Below are 22,859 nucleotides of genomic sequence, written 5' to 3'. Positions count from 1 at the left end.
TGTTGAAGAAAAAATATGCCACAAAAAATGAGAGTCAGTAACTGCCATGAATATAACAAATTTCTCCAAGAAAGAGGAAGCATTTTTTGTTATATCAATGACGCCATAGAAAAGTGGTACGAGAATGGTCCAAAAATACCAGGTGGCAACAATATTTATAGTGATAAAGTTGTAATTTTGGTGCACATAATAACTTGTTTATTTAGAATAGGCCTGAGGCAAACAGTTGGGTTTATAGCAGGATACCTTGAGCAAATTGGGAAAAATTTGCAAGTTATCAGCTATTCACAATCATCAAGAAGGTTTAAGAAACTTAATATTAAGATAAATGATTGCAGAAAATAATATGGAAGATATCGAAATTGCTATAGATAGTACAGGAATTAGTATATACAACAACACTCCTGGTCATAGCAAAGAAAATAGCGAAGATAGAAAGTATCGCAGCTATGAACAGACAAGAAAATTGCATGTAATGTTGAATACAAACAGCAAAAAAGCCATAGCTGTAAAATACAGTAATGGCTGATCACTATGGAGCTTGTGATTTGCTAAAAGAAGTCGATTTTCAGTATGTCATAAAAGTACTATATGCAGATAGGGCATATGACAGAGAAAAGCTCTATAAGCTGTGTAATCAATATGGTATAAAAACGAAAATTCCTCCGAAAAACAACGCAGCAGAGCATCCAAAGTATGGCTGAGAGAAATTCTGCAGTCAAGCTCATAAAGTCATATGATGAAGATGGTATAAAGAAGTGGAAAAAAGAGATGAGTTATGGAAAAAGATCTTATATAGAAAGTTTTTTCTCGCGACTGAAACAAACATTCGGATTTAGTTTTAGGAATAAATCTGAGATAAATCGAGAAAAAGAACTGCTAATCAAATGCTATTTGCTTAATAAATTCACTGATATTGGTATGGCTAAATTTGAGATAGCTTCATAAATTTATTGTGCGTTACCTACTATCCGAAGAGCGATGCAACAAAGCTCACTGGAATCCAGTTTTCTTTACAAATTCACCAAAAGTGCTTCATTCTATAACGCAAAACCCATACTTACCAAACCCAATGCATTACTTGCAATTAAGTTTCCTGGATCCAAGTAGTCTGGGCACTGCCGTCATAAAGGAACTAGTGTCAGCTACTTTCATGACACCCTTCTGGTAGGCCAAAATCGCAATGTTCGTACAGTTATGGAATGAACCGCGGTATGACGTAGGAAGATCTGAGCAAACTTTCAATCAGAAACAGCCAAAGATCTCTCTAAGATGTCAGTTTCTTTTATATCTGCAATTTTACCGTCCTGATCAAATGAAATTTGCAGAGACTTACTGCTATACTTCCTTTTTCCTAAGAAGTTAGCTTGTTTAATTTTATATGAGACATAGTACCAAACATTGTCATCAAACTTTGATACTAATGTTGGTGATCCTAAAGTGTGAACCACTTTTTCTTTATCGTCACCTACTTTTATCTTGCTCCACAATTCAACGCTAATGCCAGGAGCTCCGTGATTGTGAATAGTGTGAGTGCAGCTTACTAAAAATAATAAAACAAAGGATATTAATACTCGCATTTCTATTGATAAATTACTTGAAGCTATAATACACTAATAAATTACCTGCCGTCAAATTTCAAAAAGTTAAATTGACTGATCCTAAATATCACTTAATATAATATTTACTTTAGAAAATAATAGGTGTCTTATGTCATTGTTAAAAGCAGATCCAATATACAAACCTTTTAATTACCCTTGGGCTTATGATGCGTGGCTACAGCAACAAAGGATACATTGGATACCTGAAGAAGTTCCGCTCGCTGATGACGTGAAGGATTGGAAAACTAAACTTTCAAGTGTAGAAAAAAATCTACTAACCCAGATCTTTAGATTCTTTACTCAGGCAGACATTGAAGTAAATAACTGCTACATGAGGCATTATTCAAATATATTTAAGCCAACAGAAGTATGCATGATGCTTGCAAGCTTTTCCAATATGGAAACCATACACATTGCAGCTTATTCTTATCTTTTAGACACAATTGGCATGCCAGAAAGCGAGTATCAAGCATTCTTAAAGTATGATGCTATGAGAAAGAAGTATGAATACATGTTAGAATTCGAGGAAAGCAAAAAACACGATAAAAAACATGTAGCTAAAACTCTAGCAGTGTTTGGTGCATTTACCGAGGGGTTGCAGTTATTCGCATCATTTGCAATTTTGCTCAATTTTCAACGCTTTGGAAAAATGAAAGGCATGGGACAAATAATTGCCTGGTCAGCCCGTGATGAAACTTTGCACACCAATTCAATTATCATGTTGTTTAATACATTTATTAAAGAGAATAATGAAATTTGGGACGACGAGTTTAAAGAGGAATTATATTCTGCATGTCGCACTATTGTTGAACTTGAGGATGAGTTTATAAAGCTTGCTTTTGATTTCGGAGACGTTGAAGGACTATCCGCAGAAGAAGTGCGCAATTACATACGCTACGTAGCAAACAGACGGTTAATGCAATTAGGTCTTGAATCCATATATGATGTCAATGATAATCCTATTCCGTGGCTTGATGAAATACTAAATGGCGTGGAACATACGAATTTCTTTGAAAATAGAGTAACAGAATATAGCCGCGCAGCAACTCAAGGCACATGGGAGGAAGCTTTTACTGAAAACGACACAAACAATAAATAAGTGCTAATTTCACTCTTCTTTGTCATTCCAGTGTCAGCTACTTTCATTACGTCATTTGCTGTGCAGTTTAGACAGTTTTGCTTTACTTAACAACTAACTTACCATATGTATGTCCATAGGACATTGGTATATAAGAACGTGCTACAACTATTAATCTTACTCACGGTGATCACTTCAGTTGCATTCTTTGGTCATTTAGTTCCAATGGAAGCAAAAACCTTCTTGTACTCAACGAGCCTGAGTATAAAAGAGGTTTTGCTATTTATAATGCCTTTTATTATTTTTGCGTTAATCTTTAGCAGTGTTAACAATCTTAAGCAGTCAGCTATAAAGTTCATATTGTTACTTATTATAATGATCTTCTTGTCAAATCTGGCTTCAAGTTTAATAGCTTATTCTGTTGGGCATTTTATCATACAAAACACTCATTCAATACAAGATATAACGTATGAAGAAACAATTGTTCCCTTATGGTCGTTTAGGCTGCCTGCATTGCTTTCTAATTTTTATGCCCTTGCCTGTGGATTTGTGTCCAGCATAGTAGTGTCCACACTGCTACCCAAGAAAAGCAAAGAGCTTTCGAACAAAATGTTAGATTTAACTCTCTTTATTTTGAAGACGTTTTTGACGCCGATTATTCCAATATTTGTACTTGGGCTTGCTTTAAAAATGCAGCATGATCAAGTTTTATCTATAATATTTAAGGATTACTCAATAATTTTCATTATTATAGCATCTGCAACCTACCTTTATGTTTTCCTCTTATATGGAGCAGCAAATTCATTCAAGATCACAAGCTGGATAGCTAGTATAGGCAATATGATACCGGCATTTATTACTGCAATGGGCACAATGTCTAGTAATGCAACTATGCCACTTACTCTTGAAGGAAGCAAAAAAAATGTAAAGCAACCTGACATAGCATCGTCTGTTGTACCAATAACTGCTAGCTTTCATTTAGTAGGTGATTGCTTTTTTATCATAATATTATCAATGATAATTGCCTCCGGTTATTCATTGTTCACAATAGATTATGTAACTTTTCTTCTCTATTTTTTGTTATTTAAGTTTGCTATCGTGGCAGTGCCGGCAGGAGGAATTATGGTAATGCTACCTATTCTTGAGAAATATCTCAAATTCTCTCCAGAAATGCTTTCGTTAATTACAGCATTGTATATAGTGTTTGATCCAATAATCACTTCAGCAAATGTTATGGGTAATGGTGCCTTTACTATAATATTTTCAAAACTCTATGATAAGCTTAAGTAATGTCTATTTTAGCGATTGATACTGTAGGTATTGGTAGTTCAATAGCAATAGTTGATTATGATGGTAACTGTTTTGTAGAGCACAATTCCACCAGCAATAGTCATGCAGAATCATTTTTTCAAATACTAAGTACTTTATTTGATAAGCACAACTATAATTATGATAAAATAGATCATTTGGCGGTAGTAGTTGGACCAGGAAGTTTCACTGGAATTAGAGTTGGTATATCAGCTGCACAAGGTATAAATCTTGCTACAAATAAGCCGTTATACGGGGTTAGTGCGCTGGAAGTTCAAGCCTACGCAATATCTTTGCTTTGTGCAAATAGCAAAAAAAATATCAGAGCTATAATCAAAAATGCTCAAGGGTTTTATACACAGTTATTTGATTTCAATTTATTGCCGCTGTCTGGTCCAACTGCAGCATGTGACCCTGGTTACGCTACAAGCAGTACACATATGGATTGCAATTTAAATGCTAGCCATGCAGGGCTATTAGTTCATTATAGACTGAAGAACAAGCAAAAATTAAATGAAGTTGAAGCTCTATATTTAAATGAGCCTCAGTATATGAAATTGCTATAGACTATTTTTTTGCATACACGCAATTTGGCTAAGCTTGTGCATCTGGTTTACTATCTCTTGAGCTACTTCTTTTATACTCATATTTGAATTTTCTATCTCTATAGCACTCGGTGGTGTAAATAAATTGTTAATCCTAAATTGCTCTATCATGCTATTTAGATTAATCACCTTCCTATTTTTTCTTTGCCTTTTTAATGCAATACGCTTTTGTAATGTCGGTAGATCACACCTAAGTACCACAGGAAGGATTTCTGTGTTCATTTTTTTACTAAGCCTTACTATTGAATCATACATCCTCATGTTCTGGCCATTATTTTCCATCAACTCACCAATAAATATGTAATTTTTTGAGTGAATCGGATAATTTTCTATTACCTGAAGCATAATTTGCATAATGCCATATATTCTATCTTGAACTTCTTTAGGTATTTGATCACGTTCAAAGACACCATCGTATATAGAGCAAGCTTGAACATTGTTATAGAACTTGCTATTTACAATTAATGCGTCTATCATATCGGATAATTCTATTGCTGTGGAAAGTTTACCACTTCCCGAAAGACCAGAGAGATATATGAAAAATCCTGCTGGCTGTTTTTTTGTGTTAATATTTACCATATTATTTTCAATCTTGAAACTTACATTCATAATAACATAAAAATGAAGCTTTAAAACATATGAAATATTATATAGAAAATTATTTTTGTAGTTAAGATATTATGTAATTTAAAAACATAAATTCTGTATATAAACTCTATAATAACGATAACTATTTTTAAGCAAGCTACAACACAAAAGTGTTTGGTATTCAGAAAGCAAGACAGAGTGGCATAGACTTATTAGTTTACTACAAGTCTCTTTTCGCGTATAAACCTTCAGAAGATTCTAACAGAGGATTGTGTTGTTAACAAAGAGCAGAGTAAAAAGGGATCTAGTCTATGCCTATCAGATTTTGTCCTACCTTAAGTTCGATGATCATACATATACTCACCTTTCAGTGCGTTCTGAAGATCAAAAGTCGTTTTGTATTTATCCGTTTGGTATGCGTTTTGATGAAGTAGATGAACGTTCGTTAATGAAAGTATCATTTGATGGAGATGTAATTGAAGGCAAAGAATATCAATATAATAGAACTGGCTATATAATTCATGGTTTTGTTTATCAAGCAAGGAAAGATATTCAAGCAATTTTTCACTTGCATACACCTTCTATTGTAGCGGTTTCTTCTCTCAAAGATGGGCTGCTTCCTATAAGTCAATGGGCACTGCACTTTTACAATAAAATCTCTTACCATAATTATAATTCCCTAGCACTTAGCGATGCAGAAGGAAAGAGGTTAATAGCTGATCTGAAAGAAAATTTTGTCATGTTAATGCGTAATCATGGATCTATAACGTGTGGTCGGACTATACAAGAAGCAATGTTCTACACATATCATTTAGAACGAGCGTGCAAAACTCAATGTTTAACGTTAGCAATGAATAAGGAGTTATCAATTCCAAGTGAAGAAATTTGCTCAAAAGCTGTAAAGGATCTCCTATCTTTTGAAAGCAATCTTGGTGAGAGGGATTGGCACGCATGGGTTAGACTAATTAAAAGTAAGTTGTAAGAGACTTTCGCACTACTACCTGTCATCCAAGTAGTGACCTTACCCAGAAAAAGTAGAGAGAAAGTTAAAACGTTTTTGGAGTAAAATAAAACGTTTTTTCAAAATATGACAAATAGAAGAGAATATACAGCAGAATTCAAATTAGAAGCTGTTAAGCTGGTTAAAGAAACAGGTCAAGCAAGTACAAAAATAGCAAAAGATCTAGGTATAGATGGCAGTATGTTAAGTAAGAAAATATGATGGAAAAATGTCTGGAGCATACGCATTTCCAGGCAAAGGCTCCTTATGACAAAGAAAGATTTGATCTAAAAAAAGAACTAACAAGAGAAAGAGACATTTAAAAAAAAGCCCTGGGCAAAGAAAAAGAGTAAAGTATTCTTTTATATAGAAATTGCTATAAAACACAGGAACTATGTAGGGTTTTGTACTGGTGGTATGGGTTGCTAAGGAAAAAAGCAGTAAAGAATTAGCAAAAGAAGGGCTTCTAGCAGATATTCAAAAAATACATCAAGCTTCTAAATGCAGATATGGAGCCCCTAAAATTCACGCTGAATTAAAAGCTTTAGGCAAAAATTAAAACAGTACAAAGTGTTATGCAAGAAAATGGCATTAAAGCCAAGTTTAGACGAAGGTTCAAAAATAAAAAACAGCAAATAAGCAACCGAGTTGTGGCTCCGAACACATTGGATCAAAATTTTACTACTGATCAGCCAAATAAAGTTTGGGATTACCTACATAAAAACTAAAGAAGGTTGTTGGCGGCAATAATTCTCACGCATGGTGGTTAATGAGTAACATGATAATTAGTTATAGATTCTTTATTGATGGCCGTTGATAAACGCAAACCCGATAAAAATCTGCTGTTACATAGCGATCAAGGGTCACAGTATACCTCTCAAAATTACCAATTTCTATTGAATACAAAAAACATCATTTCCAGCATGAGCCATAAGGGCTGTTGTTACGATAACTCTGTTGCAGAAAAGTTCACTTAAAAGGGAGCTGCTTATTGATACTTCTCGCCCAACAAACCAGAACTGCCATATTTGAATACATAGAAATCTTTTATAACAAATAACGTAGACATTCTACTATTAACTATTGCATTCCTGCACAATTTATTCTCATGATAAAAACGTCTTAACTTTCTCTCTACTTTTTCTGGGTAAGGTCAATTTAGGTCTGCACCATTTTTGAGTAATAGTTTTACTTCTTGTGCATTACCATCTTCTACAGCTAGGAATAATTGTTCTTCCTGTGTTTTTACGCGTGTTTCCACATTAGATATAAAAAATAACAATACTAAACATGCAATACCAATAATGCTAATATATTTTATAATTTTTCTCATAAGATATTTTACAATGCTTCTAATAATATTAGATATCATCTATAAAATTAAAAAATCCATGAAAGGGGATGAAAATATGTAAAAAAGTATTATTGATTAATTAAAAACAGATTTTGATTTGATAATACTAATAAAATCGATTTATCTTAAATTTACGTTGATTTTTACCTGTTATTTTTTGTAGTTTATCCAACGTAAATTCCAGGTAAAACAAAGTCGTTATCTCCAACCGTTACAACCAACTCTCCTTCTTTAATTTTTATTTGATTAGGTGTATGGTCCAATACCACCACACTCTGGGATCATACACCTAAAGTACTCCGACACTGGGATGACACCCCGGGGTTTCTGGGATGACAAAAAGAGCCCCCTGAGCAAAAATCTTATAGCCACTTGAATGATAATTGACTTTTTGCCTAAAATAACTAAGAAAGAAACTTCTCATCAAGATAACTTAAATATATACTAATTCTCTTATTTTTAAACGATTTCTCATCATGAATTGCACGATCAAAAACCTGAATTTGACTTGTTATAATGCTACAATTATTATTTGCAACTTCTAATACGCCACTATCAATTACAACCTTCTTTTCTGTTTGGTTACTCATTTTAACAGTAATCATACCAGGCAATAAATAAATTAAGTAAGGAGCATGGTGAGCTAAAATCATAAGCTCCCCTTCGAGCCCAGTTACTGAAAGAGAAACCACTCCACTGAATGAAATTTGATCATCAGGAGAGAAAAATTGCACTTTAAAAGTACTCATAATCTTTAACTTTTATTTAGCTTCAGCTTGTATTAATTCAGCCTTTTTTATTGCTTCATCTATATTCCCCACCATATAAAAAGCAGCCTCTGGTAAGTGATCATATTTGCCTTCAACAATCCCTTTAAAACTAGAAACAGTATCAGAAAGTGAAACAAATTTACCAGGCATGCCAGTAAATATTTCTGCAACGTGAAAAGGTTGAGAAAGAAATTTCTGAATCTTACGAGCCCTATCAACAATAATTTTATCTTCATCAGATAGCTCATCCATACCAAGTATTGCGATAATATCTTGCAGTGATTTATAAGTTTGCAATATACGTTTCACCTCAGAAGCTACATTATAATGTTCTTCACCAATGATTTCAGCAGATAAAGACTGAGAAGTTGAATCAAGTGGATCAACAGCAGGGTATATTCCCATTTCAGCTATTTGCCTTGACAACACTGTGGTTGCATCAAGGTGAGAGAATGTAGTTGCTGGGGCTGGATCAGTCAAATCGTCCGCAGGAACATATATAGCTTGCACAGAAGTAATAGAGCCAGAAGTTGTTGAAGCTATTCTTTCTTGCATTGCACCCATATCAGTTGCAAGGGTTGGCTGATAACCAACAGCTGACGGTATTCTTCCAAGTAAAGCAGAAATTTCAGAACCAGCTTGTGTAAATCTAAAGATATTATCCACAAAAAATAGAACATCTTGATTTTCCTTATCACGGAAATATTCTGCCATAGTAAGTGCTGTTAAAGCAACTCTAGCCCTTGCTCCAGGAGGCTCATTCATCTGACCATAAACCAAAACAGCTTGAGATTTTTCATGCTCATTTATATTTATTACATTTGAAGTGATCATCTCGTGATAAAGATCGTTACCTTCACGCATTCTCTCCCCTACCCCGGCAAACACAGAAAATCCTTTATGAGCTTTTGCTATATTATTAATTAATTCCATTATTAGGACTGTTTTACCAACACCGGCTCCACCAAATAAGCCAATTTTTCCTCCTTTAAGATAAGGTGCAAGAAGATCTATAACTTTTATTCCCGTAACTAAAACTTCTTCCTGTATTCTCTGTTCAGTAAAACTTGGAGGTGCTCTGTGTATAGGTTCTAAGTTATACTTTCCCTTCAGTGGACCACACTCATCTATAAGCTCTCCAACAACATTAAAAATCCTTCCTAAAGTTGAACGCCCAATTGGCACCGATATTGGTGCACCTGTATCAACAAATTCATCCCCCCTTGACATGCCATCTGTGCTATCCATAGCAATACAACGAACTATATTGTCACCTATATGCTGCGAAACTTCTAAAACCAGCTCCTTATCCTTATATTTTAGTTTGCTTTTTAAAGCATTAAATATTTTAGGCAATTCACCTTCAAATTTTATATCAACAACTGCTTGAGTTACCTTAATCGCTCTACCTATATTCATCTCTTTATTTTTATCACCTAACACTATAATTCCATAAAAGAACTTCTAAAGAAAATAAATTTTATATTATTAATAGAAATTTTGCAACATTAAAACGCTTACTAGTTACGCTTCATTACAAACAATGCAAATGCATTTAATAGCCAAGTAATAATAAACAATACTAAACTAAGCGCATAAGCAGCAAGAGTTTGTACACTATTGAAATCCTGATCTCCGGTAAGTAATGTAGCGATCTGCACGGTAATGGTAGTAACTGAATTAAGAGGGTTAAAAGTCAAATTTGCGTTGATTCCCACAGCCATTAGCACAATCATTGTTTCACCTATCACTCTTGAAATTGACAATAAAATTGCACTTAAAATTGTAGGCATTGCATAAGGTATTGTTATATGCCATATAGTTTCCGCTGGAGTTGCACCAAGTGCCATGAAGCCATAACGCAAGCTTTTTGGAACAGATCTTATGGCATCTTCGAGTAAAGAAATAATAAAAGGAAGAATCATTATCCCAATCGATAAACCGGCAACTAAGGCACTTTCTGAGTGTATACTTAAACCAAAAAAATTTGCTACCTGCTTTATAAAGAAAGACAAAAACACAACCGCGAAATATCCATATACAACCGTAGGAATAGCAGACAAAACTTGCAAAGTTGTATTAACAATATAACGCACTTTCTCACTCGCATATTCACTAATATATATTGCAGAAAATAAACCAAGCGGAACGACAACTAACATTGCTATAATAGTTATAAGTAATGTACCAACTAAAAGCGGCGCTATACCAAAATATCCTATCTTCTCTTCATTGATAGTGACTACATTGTGGCCCCATTTCAAGCAAAACAAGAATTCTGAAATAGCTACTTTATTAAAAAAACTAATGGATTGAATAAAAATAGACAGCATTATAAATAAAGTGATAAAAAATGATATGGCCAAAGCCACAAATAACGAAAGTTTTATTATCTTATTTCTTTTATTTTTAAAGATAAAAGCAAGCATGAAAAAAAGTAACGCTATAGAAATAAAAGTTACAAAACAATTATTATAGAATACTAACAACCAAGTTAGCATCCATACACAACCAAGATATAGATAAGATTTAACCTTATTTACTTCTTGAAACCTACTAAAACAAAATAAAAGGATTAGTAAGACAGGTATGACTATCACCGAATTCATTCTTCTATGTATCAAATTTTATTCTACGAAAATGTCATACAAGTTCACCATTATTTGACAATAAAGTAAAACAATTTAAAATAAATAATTATATTAATATAAAAACAATGAAGAGAACATTTCAACCAAAAAATTTGATAAGAAAGCGCAGACACGGATTTCGTTCACGTATGGCAACAAGAGCTGGAAGAAAAATCCTTAATAGGCGCCGTTCATTAGGGTGTAACAAATTATGCGCATAGTAAGTATAAAAAAAAAGATTTTTCTTCTGCTTTCAAAAATAAGTTAGCACTCAACAGTCTTTTTTATCGTGGGCTTTATATGTCACTGTACGCTATAAAAGAAAGAGAACCTGAAAAGTACATTCATACTATTAGAGTAGGTCTGGCTATCAGTAAAAAAACCGGAAAAGCAGCAAAAAGAAATAAAATAAAAAGGCAACTACGAATGCTTGCTAGAATTAGCATTTTAAATATAAGTAATATAGGGCACTACTACATAATACTAACTCATAGAAACATTATGCAAGCAAGTTATAAAAATTTACAAAAAGATCTAACTATTTGCTTAAAAAAGATAAAATAAAAAAAATCTCAATTAAGGTATTTACAACTATATTTTTTATGATAATATAGGTAAAATTTTTAAAAATAGTTAATGGGTGTGGTGAATGGTAGAGCATATAAAGGAGGTAAATAACACAGGCTTTGGTCAGATGTATCAATTCTTATTTCTTCCTAAAGGAACAGGAACAGATTGGAGGTCAGCATTTCGCCAACAAGAAGAATTATTTAAAAAAGTGGGAGGTAATGTAATATTACCAGAAATCAGTAATTCTCCCTCAAAAGGGAATCAATTAGGGGAAGTAGGAACAATGCTAAATAATGTAGAAAATGACCAAGAACATATAAGAAAAAAAAGATATCGTAGTTAAAGTAAAAACTTAAAGAATAGTAACAAAACAAGAAAGTTAAAATATAAGTATACCTACTGTCTAATTAACAAAGAAATTTTTATAAACTTGGCGGCGACCTACTCTCCCTTTTCAAGTACCATCAGCGCTAAAAAGTTTCACTTCCGAGTTCGAGATGAGATCGGGTGGTTCATTTTTGCTATAGCCACCAAGTCAATAAAAATTTCTAACTTAACAATTTTAACTTAATATTTAACACTGCATACACACATATAGGAAGCAAATAAATCAATCAGGCTATTAGTACTAGTTAGCTTCACATGTTACCATGCTTCCACACCTAGCCTATCAACGTGGTAGTCTTCCACGGCCTTAATTGGGAAATCTTTTTGAAGAGGGTTTCTTGCTTATATGCTTTCAGCAATTATCCCATCTATACATAGCCACCCAGCGATGCTATTGGCATAACAGCTGGTACACCAGAGGTATATCCATCTCGGTCCTCTCGTACTAGAGTCAGACCTTCTCAAATTTCCTTCACCCACGGCAGATAGAAACCGAACTGTCTCACGACGTTCTAAACCCAACTCACGTATCACTTTAATCGGCGAACAGCCGAACCCTTGGGACCTTCTCCAACCCCAGGATGTGATGAGTCGACATCGAGGTGCCAAACGGTGTCGTCGCTATGAACGCTCGAACACCATCAGCCTGTTATCCCCGGCGTACCTTTTATCCGTTGAGCGATGACCCTTCCATACAGAATCACCGGATCACTATGACCGACTTTCGTCTCTGCTTGGCTTGTCAGCCTCGCAGTCAGGCAAGCTTATGCCATTATACTATCAAGCTGATTTCCGACCAGCTCTAGCTTACCTTCGCACGCCTCCGTTACTTTTTAGGAGGCGACCGCCCCAGTCAAACTACCCACCATACAATGTCCTAGTTCCAGATAATGAAACATAGTTAGATATCAAAAGTGTAAAGGGTGGTATCTCAAGGTTGACTCCATTATAGCTAGCGCCATAACTTCAAAGTCTCCCACCTATCCTGCACATCACACTTTTAATAGCAATGTAAAGCTATAGTAAAGGTGCACGGGGTCTCTTCGTCTAACCGCGGGTACCCCGCATCTGCACGGGGAATTCAATTTCGCTGAAGTGATGTTGGAGACAGTGGAGAAATCGTTACGCCATTCGTGCGGGTCGGAACTTACCCGACAAGGAATTTCGCTACCTTAGGACCGTCAGTGTTACGGCCGCCGTTTACTGGGGCTTCAATTCGGAGCTTGCACCCTTCCTATTAACCTTCCAGCACCGGGCAGGCGTCAGACCCTATACTTCCACTTACGTGTTTGCAGAGTCCTGTGTTTTTAGTAAACAGTCGCTACTCCCTATTTTGTGCCACCTACTAATAGTTGCCTAAAAGCAGGTTACCCTTCTTCCGAAGTTACAGGTACAATTTGCCGAGTTCCTTCAACATCATTCTTTCAATACCTTAGTATACTCTACTCATCCACCAGTGTCGGTTTGCGGTACGGCCTCATAAATATAAGTGCTATTTCCTGGAGCTTCTTTTAAGCATAGATCAATCCAATAAGATCTATACAAATACGAAACCCGTCACACTTAAGAGGTTTAGGAATATTAACCTAATTGCCATCGACTACTCCTTTACGGACTCGCCTTAGGAACCGACTAACCCTACGCAGATTAACTTAACGTAGGAACCCTTAGATTTTTGGTGAGAGTGTTTTTCACACTCTTTTACGCTACTTATGTCAGCATTCTCACTTCCGATATCTCCAGCAGTTTTCACAAACCACCTTCACAGACTTACGGAACGCTCCGCTACCGCGCCTATTGATCGAAATCAACAAGCACTCACATCTTCGGTGTACAGCTTTAGCCCCGGTACATTTTCGGCGCAGAAAAACTTATTTAGACAAGTGAGCTGTTACGCTTTCTTTAAAGGATGGCTGCTTCCAAGCCAACCTCCTAGCTGTAATGGTTTTTCTACTTCCTTCCCCACTTAGCTGTAATTTTGGGACCTTAGATAGTGATCTGGGTTGTTTCCCTCTTCACCACGGACTTAGCACCCGTAGTGTGCCTGCTGTATAATTAATTGTTGGTATTCGGAGTTTAGTTAGATTTGGTAAGACGGTGAATCCCCCTAGTCTATCCAGTGCTCTACCCCCAACAACATACATACAACGCTCTACCTAAATAGATTTCGCGGAGAACCAGCTATTTCCAAGTTTGATTGGCCTTTCACCCCTAATCACAACTCATCCAATAATGTTGCAACATTAACTGGTTCGATCCTCCAGTGTGTTTTACCACACCTTCAATCTGGTCATGACTAGATCACTTGGTTTCGGGTCTAATCCATAAAACTAAAACGCCCTATTCAGACTTGCTTTCGCTACGCCTACACCTAACGGCTTAAGCTTGCTTCATAGATTAACTCGCTGACCCATTATGCAAAAGGTACGCTGTCACTCTAAATATCAATAAATTGATATAGAGCTCCAACTGTCTGTAAGCACTTGATTTCAGATTCTATTTCACTCCCCTCCCGGGGTTCTTTTCACCTTTCCCTCACGGTACTTGTTCACTATCGGTCGTTAAGGAGTATTTAGGCTTGGAGGATGGTCCCCCCATATTCAAACAGGATTTCACGTGCCCCGCTCTACTCAAGGATTTAAAAACTTTCTACTTATACAGGACTATCACCTTCTATGGTTACTATTTCCAGAGTATTCTAATTCTTATTCTTAAATCACTAGCCTTTTCCGCTTTCGCTCGTCACTACTAACAGAATCTCGGTTGATTTCTTTTCCTTTGGCTACTTAGATATTTCAGTTCACCAAGTTTGCTTTACATACTTAGTACGTAATAACTAGCTAAACTAGTTGGGTTTCCCCATTCGGAAATCTGCGGATCAAAATTTGTTGACAATTCCCCACAGCTTATCGCAGCCTGCCACGTCCTTCATCGCCTCTTAACGCCAAGGCATCCATCAAGTGCTCTTAATAATTTATTTATCCGACTATATGCAGAATATGCAGAGTTAAATATTATTAAAATTGAATTGAGATTAAATTAATCTCTACCATAAAACTTGTCAAACATCTAAAAACTAAATTAATCTTTTGTATGTTATAACCTAATAAATAATATGTCAACGCCTTTTTGCACAAAACATTTACTTATATTATCAACAACAATATACTAGCAATCCTAAACAGTATAATCTGAGAAATATGTGGTAAACTTATATATACAGTAAAAATTAATAAAAAAGATATTTTGTAAGATAAAATGTGTTAAAATCAATTGCCTAAAAATGATAATAAACATTCGGAGTATTTCTAACGTATGAAAAGTAATCTCTCTTTTATAAAAAACGTTGCTTTAAATTGTATGTCTAAGCTCATTGGCGTATTAAATATTAAGAAAGTAAAACACTTCATTGTGAATAAATATAATACTCTTCATAAAGAAATGACAGTGCTTCTTAAAAAATCTAAGAACCTGTTAAACACCAACATTGAAATCGGTTTATATCACTTTTATAAAGGTAGCATGTCAGATGCAAAGTTACGATTTTGGTTAATTAGCATATTTTACCCCCATTTACCTATAGTCTGGTATAACATCGGAAGGTGTCATTTTGCGGTAGGGAATACTAACAAAGCTTATAATTATTTAACAAGGGCACTAAAATTAGATAATGACCACGAGGAGGCGTCTTACTATATAAAAAAAATGACAAACTCAGCGCCTATTACAGAATTGCCAAAAAACCTCATAAGACAATATTTTGATTACACAGGTGAATATTTTGTTGAGCATTGGTTGATTGCCAAACAATATAGAGGGCATGAACTTGTACACATGATAATTACAAAAATCTTCAACAACTCCACTTCTGAGCTCAATATACTCGACCTTGGTTGTGGAACTGGAATATGTGGTCATTTCTTGAAAATAAATAGTATTGGAAACCATATAACAGGAATTGACATTTCAAGTAGAATGCTAAATATCGCAAGAGGATGCTTTATAAAAGGTAAGCCTGTTTACAATGAATTAATACATATGGAAATGAAAGAGTTTCTTAAACAAGAGAAAAACCAGCAGTATGATGTAATTATCTTTGCTGAAGTGCTACATTATCTACATGACTTTCAAGAAGAGTTGGAATTAGCAAAAAGATCTACGAGCAAAAAAGGAGTTATTGTATGTTTAATAAGAAGAAAGGAAGGTGAAGGTATTGACTTTGTAAATAAAGGAGACTATTTTCGTCACTCAGAAAGTTATGTTCAACATGTTGCAAAAGAAATAAATATGCAAATAAGTTATACGAGTTACTGTAAAATATATGGCAGTCAGGTTGACGTTATCTTGTTTGCATTACAGCATCAACAAGAAAATCTGAAAAACCTAACTTAAAAATCGCTCAAAATGACTTTTAAGTATCTATATATAGTAAAAGAATAAAAGGAACTTTATGAATAACATTACCATTAATTACGCGAAGGACAGCAAATTAACCGACTTTGGAAAAGCAGTTCTATCAGACAGGTATTTAATAGAAAATGAAAGTTATCAAGACCTCTTTGCACGTATTGCTAATTACTATTCTGATAATAAAGAACATGCGCAGCGTCTTTATGACTACATGAGCAACTTGTGGTTCATGCCTTCAACACCAATACTCAGCAATGGTGGCACTAAGAGAGGGTTACCTATCTCTTGCTTTCTTAATGAAACCGAAGACAGCTTGCAGGGAATAGTTGATCTATGGAACGAAAATGTTTGGCTTGCTGCACGTGGAGGAGGCATAGGTAGTTATTGGGGAAATTTACGCTCAATAGGCGAAAGCGTAAAGGGTAGCGGCAAAACATCAGGAATTGTTCCATTTATTGTAGTGCAAAATGCTCTAACGCTTGCAATTAGTCAGGGATCCCTAAGGCGAGGAAGTTCAGCAGTCTACCTTCCTGTATCTCATCCGGAGATAGAAGAGTTTCTAGATTTACGCAAGCCAACAGGCGGTGACCCAAATCGCAAAGCGTTAAATATACATCATGCTGTAATAGTAACAGATAAATTTATGCAGGCTGTTGAGAATGATCAAGAATGGAATTTAATAAGCCCTCACAACAATAAGGTTATTTCAACTGTAAAAGCGCGGGATATATGGATCAAAATATTAACAGCAAGAGTTGAAACTGGAGAACCTTACATTATTTTCCTTGATGCAACAAATAACAATAAGCCAGAATCTTACAAAAAGCTCAACTTAGACATCAAGATGTCAAATCTATGCAGTGAAATAACTTTAACCACAGGTTATGATCACCTGAATAAGTCACGCACTGCTGTGTGTTGTCTATCATCCGTAAACCTTGAGTACTACGAAGAATGGAAAGACAATAAACCCTTCATAGAAGATATAATGCGCTTTCTTGATAATGTATTGGAAGATTTCATAAATAAAGCACCGAATGAAATGCAGCGAGCAAAATATTCTGCAGCCAGAGAACGCAGTATTGGTCTTGGTGTGATGGGCTTTCACTCATTTTTACAAAGCAAAATGGTTCCTTTTGAATCAGTAACAGCACAACAATGGAATAAAAAAATATTTAAGTATTTACGCGAGCAAGCAGATATAGTTTCTAAAAAATTAGCAGAAGAAAAGGGAGCATGTTCTGATGCCAAAGAAGTTGATCTAATGGAAAGGTTTACACACAAACTCGCTATTGCTCCTACTGCCTCGATCTCCATTATTGCAGGTAATACCTCCCCTGGAATAGAACCATACGCAGCAAACGTATTCATACAAAAGACACTTACAGGCTCATTTGTAGTGCGAAATAAATTCTTGCAAAAACTATTAGCAGAAAAAAATCAAGACAATGATAAAATATGGTCTTCAATTTCAACAAACGAGGGTTCCGTTCAGCATTTAGATTTTCTTAGTGAGCATGAAAAATTGACATTTAAAACAGCGTACGAGCTTGACCAAAGATGGATTATAGAACATGCAAGTGATAGAACTTCGTATATTTGTCAATCTCAATCAGTAAATCTGTTCTTACCTGCCAACGTACATAAACGTTACTTGCACAAAATACACATGCTTGCTTGGAAAAAAGGGTTGAAGAGCTTATATTACTGCAGATCACAATCAATGCAGAGAGCCGATAAGGTCTCGCATGACATATTCAAAAAAAGTGAAATATTGCAACAAAAAACAGATATTGACTACGATGAATGTCTGTCATGCCAATAGCGGCCTTACTCAGAAAAAGTAGAGAGAAAGTTAAGCAAATGGGTAAATAGACTTCTTGCATAACCATATAACAAACTTTTATTGGGAATAGAAACAAAAAAACTTTCTTAACAAACTCCGCCAGCCCTCTTATCATAAAATTGAAGCTATTTATTTATCTTCTCTGTACAGATTAAATGACAAAAAAACTCACGTATCTGGCGTCTCATGTTTAATTTTTTGCACTATGTGCACCTTATGTCTTTACCAAACTTCTACCTACATAAGCTGAAACGCGCTTATAAAGCGTTTAAAACATAAAAAAACGCCAACTTAAAAAATGGATAGTGAATAACTGGCTACCCTAGGGCTTCTTTTGCCTTTTTTTTCGTTTGGTAAATTTCTTAATGTTTGCAGCTAAACGACAATCATCATCCCGCTACTTGTTAGCGGCTGAGATACTGCGGCGGTATGACGTAGATTGCTGTCATTCCGCTACTAGTTAGCGCCGCAGCGGTATGGTGTAGGAAAATTAGCTATATAGCTAACTTGTACCACGCGTTAAAGCTTTTAAACAGGTCTTGGTTTACTTACTCCATTATTTTCTTTATTATCAGATATCATTTTAAATAATATGGAGGAGCAAATTGTCAGCAATTGCCATTATTGATTTTGGTTCACAGTTTACACAGCTTATCGCAAGACAAGTAAGAGGAATGGGTGTTTATTGTGAGATATTTCCAAGCAACATCAGTTTTGAAACAATATCAAAATTCAATGGGTTTATTCTCTCTGGAGGACCACAATCTGTAAATGATGATTGTTCTGAAACAAGTAGAGTAGTACATGAAATTATAAAACTTAATGAGGCAACAAACGTTCCTATACTTGGAATATGCTATGGACAGCAACTCATTTGTCATTATTTTGGAGGAAAAGTAAAAGAGAGTTTTAAACAGGAGTTTGGTAGAACTAAAATCAAGATACTAAAAGAATCCCCCATTGTAAAGGATACCTGGGATGTTAATTCTGAAGTGGATGTATTAATGAACCATGCGGACAGTGTTGATACTATACCACAGGGATTTACTGTTATCGCATCAGGTGTGATAAATCAAACAATTGCAATGATTGTCAACGAACAGCGGAAGATTTACTGTACTCAGTTCCATCCTGAGGTTAAGCCCACAACAAATGGCAGTAAATTGCTCTCTAACTTCTTGGATATTGCAAATTGCAAAAGAGACTGGACAATGAAGTCGTTTATTGAGGAGCAAAAGGAAAAAATCAAAAATGTAGTAGGAGAGAAAAAAGTAATCGCTGCAGTAAGTGGTGGGGTTGATTCAAGCGTTGCAGCGGCTCTCACACATAAAGCTATAGGAAAACAATTGAACTGTATTTTTATCGATACTGGGTTGTTACGCAAGAACCAAACCATCGCTATGTTGAAAGAGATTCCGATAAATTACGTTGATAAATCAAATTTATTTTTGAGTAGGTTGAAGGGAATAACTGATCCAGAAGAAAAGCGAAAAATTATCGGTAACACTTTTATTGAAGTGTTTGAAGAAGAAGCAAAAAAAATAGGTGATGTGGATTTTTTGATGCAAGGTACCATCTACTCTGATGTAGTTGAGTCAGGGCATGCCTCAGACAACACTAGTACAATTAAGTCTCACCATAATGTTGGTGGGTTGCCAGAAAAGATGAATCTGAAGTTAGTGGAGCCTTTACGTTACCTCTTTAAAGATGAGGTAAGGCTACTTGGAAAAGAAATTGGGCTTTCAGACGAGATAATATTTCAACATCCATTTCCTGGACCCGGACTTGCAGTGAGGATTATAAGTGAAGTTGATAAAGAAAAGGTGCAAATATTGCAAGAAGTAGATGAAATATATATTAATACGATGAAAAATTACGATCTATATGATAAGATATGGCAAGCTTTTGCTGTATTATTACCAATAAAAACTGTAGGCGTTATGGGAGATGGTCGTACGTATGGATATGTTTGTGCTTTAAGGGCTGTAACATCATCTGATGGTATGACAGCCGATGCATTTCCATTTGAAGATAAGGATCAACACTTGCTAGTATTTTGGGATTTTTTACGCAATGTCGGCAGTATAATTGTTAATAATGTTCCCGGAGTAAATAGAGTTGTTTATGATATCACTTCTAAACCACCCGCAACTATTGAGTGGGAGTAAATCAAAAAGATCCCGCTGCTTGTTAGCTGGATCTAGAGATACCGCGAATGAATCGCGGTATGACGGTTAATTTTCTTTATTTTGCTTATAATTTCCACAAGCAGTGCAAACATAAATGAAGAATACAAATATCCTTTTGGTAATTCTATATGAAATCCATGAAGTATGAGGTACACACCGACAAGTAAAACAAATAAAATGGCGATTATTTTTAACCCTGGGTTAGATTTGATTAACTGGGCGGTATAACTTGATAAAAACAGCATTGCTAGCATGGAAAATGTAAATGCTGTAGCAATTATTACCATGTTATAAGTTAGTGCTATAGCAGTTAATATCGAATCAACCGAAAAAACTAAATCTATTAATATAATTTGTAGCACAACTAAAAAAAATTTTGATTTAACGTTTGCTTTCTTTTTATTTTTCTTACATACAAAGATGTCATCCCGTAACTCCATAGAGCTCTTAACAATAAGGAATAATCCCCCTGCGATCATAAGTAAATCCCTTGCTGATGCAGTGTGAAATATAGGTTTTTGCATTGATAATATAGATGATGTAAAAAATAGTATTACAAAACGCATTAATAGTGCTAATCCAAGGCCCATAAGGCGCACTCTTTCTCTCAGCGCATTTGGTACCTTATCTATTGCTAGAGAAATAAAGATTAAATTGTCTACACTAAGTATAGTTTCAAGTAGTGTAAGTGTCAGTAAAGTCCAAGCATCAGTTAGCATTTTTGTTTCAAATTCGGTTCTTCTTACTCTACAATAGATGTGTAAAAATTAAGTGACTTCACTCAGAAGTTTTATAGCAGTTCTCCAGAAAAACAGGATATATAAAGTTCAGCAGCTTCTTCTATTTTCGTTTTTGAGCAAAATCAATAATAAGAGAGTTTCTTATTTTCATGCACGCAAATAAGATAAAGCCTTATTTTCATTTTTGACTTTATTTGAAAATAATATATACTATAAAAATAGTGTGCTAGGTTGAATGAATGTACATTAAAGGATCACCATCAGGCAAGGTATTCGCTGGTTATCAGGCATTTATACCAAGCCCCTTGCCACCAAAATTTGAATGGGACAATGATTTAGTTAATAGTCTTTAAACCCTTACTTTACTATAAGGAAAGTGGTTGAAAACTTAAGTGTCGTATTTACAACAGCCCAAAGAGCAATCGTAAAGCTTGAAGATTTAGGCATCGTTTCACAAACTTCTCAAGGAAAGAGAGATCGGGTTTATTGTGCAACTGATATTTTGAATATTCTAGAAGAACCAACTAAGATTACAGAGAACTTCGATAGCACATTGTAGCTATTGCGATGAATAAATTCAGCAAACAGCAAGCTTAAAGAGTCTGATCCAATGGACATGCTGAACAAAAAGTAAGGAGCCCCTTTTGGAGGATTATATTAACTTATTAATTAATTGCTTGACTTTTAGCAGGATTTATTATATTATTTATTAATGAGCAATGCAATCAAACCGAGGAGGATAGCATGATAAATAATTTGGATTCAATAATTCTTGGAATAAAAGATGGTGAAAAGGCGATTGAAGATTTAAGGGTTGTTCTTAAAAAAAGAAAAGAAGAAGTTATTACTACACAGACATTTAATTACGCTTTACAATGCCCACAAACTACAAAGGAAGCGATAGTACACGAAATTCTGCTTCATTTTATACAAAATCCTGGCGAGCAATCACTAGAACAAGTAATACAATACTTAGATGGAGCAATACAATCTAGGATATATGCAAAAAACAACCCAATAAGAAATCTAGATGAAGAATTTCGTACTCATATAAATTTTAAAGATGAAAAGGGAAATACATTACTACATCATGCAGTTATAGGTAATAAAACTGAAGAAATAACCACCCTGCTTGTTACATATAGTGCAAATCCTTTGATACAAAACGCGGATAATAAAATTCCTTCAGATTTAGCTCAAGGAAAAACAAAAGAAGTGCTTATTAAAAGTATGAAAAAACAAGCTAATACGAAAAAAGAAAGCGCTATGGTAGGCAGTTTGGTGCCTGGCGTAATAATTGGTGGTTTTCTTGGTGTTGTACTTGGAGCTGGTGTGTGTGTTGCAGTAAGTCTTTCTGGTGGTATGATACTAGGTGTAATGATAGCATCTTCTCTTGTTGCTAGTATAGCTATTGGACTGGCCATGTATTTTTTGAGTCAAGACTATGAACAGGCTAAAGCGATAGAAAAAACTATTAGCACTGTTAGCTCTGAAATATCTGTTGATGATACAACTGTCGCAAATGGTAAAAAGGGGCCACAACTTACATAGAAAAAGCTATAGTATTCTTCAAACTAAATAATAAACCTTGTAATTAGGATATTCTGGATTCCAGCGTCACGCGCTGGAATGACAACTGCGTTTTTTGTTTTTTTGTCATCAAATACTCCTACTCTTTATGTCATCCAAGTGTCCTGACTACTTGGATCCAAGAAATTTAATTGTTTTAAATTTTTCCCTCTATACACCTATTTAAAATTTATGTTATCCACATGTGCAATAT

At 35.0% G+C, this 22,859-nt stretch carries 19 protein-coding genes, 2 rRNA genes and 3 pseudogenes; 15 read left to right on the top strand and 9 right to left on the bottom strand.

The window, feature by feature from the left end; translation table 11 throughout:
* Positions 1-15 precede the first annotated feature (15 nt).
* Both ACEL90_RS03620 and ACEL90_RS03615 read left to right on the top strand, forming a co-directional pair.
* Positions 16-948 (top strand): annotated as a pseudogene (locus tag ACEL90_RS03620) (IS5 family transposase).
* 7 nt (positions 949-955) lie between these two features.
* On the top strand, positions 956-1,171 hold the full coding sequence (locus ACEL90_RS03615) for a hypothetical protein (RefSeq protein WP_423348667.1): 216 nt from the start codon (positions 956-958) through the stop codon (positions 1,169-1,171).
* Positions 1,172-1,241: 70 nt separating this feature from the next.
* On the opposite strand, the gene ACEL90_RS03610 is transcribed toward ACEL90_RS03615, so the two are convergent.
* Positions 1,242-1,580 (bottom strand): outer membrane protein assembly factor BamE, encoded by a 339-nt coding sequence (locus ACEL90_RS03610; protein ID WP_423348666.1) that lies wholly within the window; start codon positions 1,578-1,580, stop codon positions 1,242-1,244.
* A gap of 130 nt (positions 1,581-1,710) precedes the next feature.
* Here ACEL90_RS03610 and ACEL90_RS03605 point away from each other — a divergent pair, with 130 nt between their 5' ends.
* The 3 genes from ACEL90_RS03605 to tsaB all read left to right on the top strand — a co-directional run bounded on the left by ACEL90_RS03605 (position 1,711) and on the right by tsaB (position 4,553).
* Positions 1,711-2,700 carry a ribonucleotide-diphosphate reductase subunit beta gene (locus ACEL90_RS03605; protein WP_423348665.1) on the top strand — a complete coding sequence of 330 codons (990 nt, stop codon included), beginning with the start codon at positions 1,711-1,713 and terminating at the stop codon, positions 2,698-2,700.
* Positions 2,701-2,838: 138 nt separating this feature from the next.
* On the top strand, positions 2,839-3,969 hold the full coding sequence (locus ACEL90_RS03600; protein WP_423349293.1) for a cation:dicarboxylate symporter family transporter: 1,131 nt from the start codon (positions 2,839-2,841) through the stop codon (positions 3,967-3,969).
* The gene (gene tsaB / locus ACEL90_RS03595; RefSeq protein WP_155969018.1) at positions 3,969-4,553 is read left to right on the top strand and encodes a tRNA (adenosine(37)-N6)-threonylcarbamoyltransferase complex dimerization subunit type 1 TsaB; all 585 of its coding nucleotides are present in this window, start codon (positions 3,969-3,971) and stop codon (positions 4,551-4,553) included. Before ACEL90_RS03600 ends, tsaB begins: the two co-directional genes overlap by 1 nt.
* Here the strand turns inward: tsaB and ACEL90_RS03590 are convergent.
* Positions 4,548-5,171, bottom strand: a complete 624-nt coding sequence (locus ACEL90_RS03590) for a hypothetical protein (protein ID WP_423349292.1) — start codon at positions 5,169-5,171, stop codon at positions 4,548-4,550. The two genes, tsaB and ACEL90_RS03590, sit on opposite strands and share 6 nt — an antisense overlap.
* A gap of 280 nt (positions 5,172-5,451) precedes the next feature.
* On the opposite strand from ACEL90_RS03590, the gene ACEL90_RS03585 reads away from it, so the two are divergent.
* Both ACEL90_RS03585 and ACEL90_RS03580 read left to right on the top strand, forming a co-directional pair.
* Positions 5,452-6,162 (top strand): class II aldolase/adducin family protein, encoded by a 711-nt coding sequence (locus ACEL90_RS03585; RefSeq protein WP_423348664.1) that lies wholly within the window; start codon positions 5,452-5,454, stop codon positions 6,160-6,162.
* Positions 6,163-6,267: 105 nt separating this feature from the next.
* Positions 6,268-7,240: pseudogene (locus ACEL90_RS03580) on the top strand (IS3 family transposase).
* A gap of 93 nt (positions 7,241-7,333) precedes the next feature.
* On the opposite strand, the gene ACEL90_RS03575 reads toward ACEL90_RS03580, so the two are convergent.
* The 4 genes from ACEL90_RS03575 to pstC all read right to left on the bottom strand — a co-directional run bounded on the left by ACEL90_RS03575 (position 7,334) and on the right by pstC (position 10,913).
* On the bottom strand, positions 7,334-7,552 hold the full coding sequence (locus tag ACEL90_RS03575) for a hypothetical protein (protein ID WP_423348663.1): 219 nt from the start codon (positions 7,550-7,552) through the stop codon (positions 7,334-7,336).
* A gap of 386 nt (positions 7,553-7,938) precedes the next feature.
* A complete protein-coding gene (locus ACEL90_RS03570) occupies positions 7,939-8,283 on the bottom strand; it encodes a F0F1 ATP synthase subunit epsilon (protein ID WP_423348662.1) in 345 nt (114 codons plus the stop codon).
* A 12-nt stretch (positions 8,284-8,295) separates the two neighbouring features.
* The gene (gene atpD / locus ACEL90_RS03565) at positions 8,296-9,723 is read right to left on the bottom strand and encodes a F0F1 ATP synthase subunit beta (RefSeq protein ID WP_423348661.1); all 1,428 of its coding nucleotides are present in this window, start codon (positions 9,721-9,723) and stop codon (positions 8,296-8,298) included.
* A 101-nt stretch (positions 9,724-9,824) separates the two neighbouring features.
* Entirely contained in the window at positions 9,825-10,913 is a 1,089-nt protein-coding gene (gene pstC / locus ACEL90_RS03560) for a phosphate ABC transporter permease subunit PstC (protein WP_423349291.1), read from the bottom strand.
* Positions 10,914-11,020: 107 nt separating this feature from the next.
* Here pstC and rpmH point away from each other — a divergent pair, with 107 nt between their 5' ends.
* The 3 genes and pseudogenes from rpmH to ACEL90_RS03545 all read left to right on the top strand — a co-directional run bounded on the left by rpmH (position 11,021) and on the right by ACEL90_RS03545 (position 11,847).
* On the top strand, positions 11,021-11,155 hold the full coding sequence (gene rpmH, locus ACEL90_RS03555; protein ID WP_006279898.1) for a 50S ribosomal protein L34: 135 nt from the start codon (positions 11,021-11,023) through the stop codon (positions 11,153-11,155).
* Between the two features lie 67 nt (positions 11,156-11,222).
* Positions 11,223-11,498: pseudogene (rnpA, locus tag ACEL90_RS03550) on the top strand (ribonuclease P protein component); the annotation flags it as partial.
* Positions 11,499-11,583: 85 nt separating this feature from the next.
* Positions 11,584-11,847: a hypothetical protein gene (locus tag ACEL90_RS03545; protein ID WP_077188558.1), complete on the top strand. Its 264-nt coding sequence runs from the start codon at positions 11,584-11,586 to the stop codon at positions 11,845-11,847.
* An 85-nt stretch (positions 11,848-11,932) separates the two neighbouring features.
* Here ACEL90_RS03545 and rrf read toward each other — a convergent pair.
* Positions 11,933-12,039, bottom strand: a 5S ribosomal RNA gene (gene rrf / locus ACEL90_RS03540).
* Between the two features lie 66 nt (positions 12,040-12,105).
* Positions 12,106-14,871, bottom strand: a 23S ribosomal RNA gene (locus ACEL90_RS03535).
* 335 nt (positions 14,872-15,206) lie between these two features.
* On the opposite strand from ACEL90_RS03535, the gene ACEL90_RS03530 reads away from it, so the two are divergent.
* From ACEL90_RS03530 to guaA, 3 genes are all read left to right on the top strand, one after another.
* Positions 15,207-16,283 (top strand): methyltransferase domain-containing protein, encoded by a 1,077-nt coding sequence (locus ACEL90_RS03530; RefSeq protein ID WP_423348660.1) that lies wholly within the window; start codon positions 15,207-15,209, stop codon positions 16,281-16,283.
* 58 nt (positions 16,284-16,341) lie between these two features.
* A complete protein-coding gene (locus ACEL90_RS03525) occupies positions 16,342-18,126 on the top strand; it encodes a ribonucleoside-diphosphate reductase subunit alpha (RefSeq protein WP_423348659.1) in 1,785 nt (594 codons plus the stop codon).
* 626 nt (positions 18,127-18,752) lie between these two features.
* Entirely contained in the window at positions 18,753-20,315 is a 1,563-nt protein-coding gene (guaA, locus tag ACEL90_RS03520) for a glutamine-hydrolyzing GMP synthase (RefSeq protein ID WP_423348658.1), read from the top strand.
* A 32-nt stretch (positions 20,316-20,347) separates the two neighbouring features.
* Here guaA and ACEL90_RS03515 read toward each other — a convergent pair whose 3' ends face one another.
* Positions 20,348-21,055: a TerC family protein gene (locus ACEL90_RS03515; protein WP_010082284.1), complete on the bottom strand. Its 708-nt coding sequence runs from the start codon at positions 21,053-21,055 to the stop codon at positions 20,348-20,350.
* A 397-nt stretch (positions 21,056-21,452) separates the two neighbouring features.
* Between ACEL90_RS03515 and ACEL90_RS03510 the strand changes: the two genes are divergently transcribed.
* Together ACEL90_RS03510 and ACEL90_RS03505 are read left to right on the top strand one after the other, a co-directional pair.
* Positions 21,453-21,635, top strand: a complete 183-nt coding sequence (locus tag ACEL90_RS03510; RefSeq protein ID WP_423348657.1) for a hypothetical protein — start codon at positions 21,453-21,455, stop codon at positions 21,633-21,635.
* Between the two features lie 185 nt (positions 21,636-21,820).
* The gene (locus ACEL90_RS03505) at positions 21,821-22,627 is read left to right on the top strand and encodes an ankyrin repeat domain-containing protein (protein ID WP_423348656.1); all 807 of its coding nucleotides are present in this window, start codon (positions 21,821-21,823) and stop codon (positions 22,625-22,627) included.
* Positions 22,628-22,859: the final 232 nt, after the last annotated feature.

Source organism: Wolbachia sp. wLmal (assembly GCF_049435495.1).
Taxonomy (GTDB): domain Bacteria; phylum Pseudomonadota; class Alphaproteobacteria; order Rickettsiales; family Anaplasmataceae; genus Wolbachia; species Wolbachia pipientis.
Note: the sequence above shows the minus strand (reverse complement) of the source record. Positions and strands in the feature narration are given on the sequence as shown.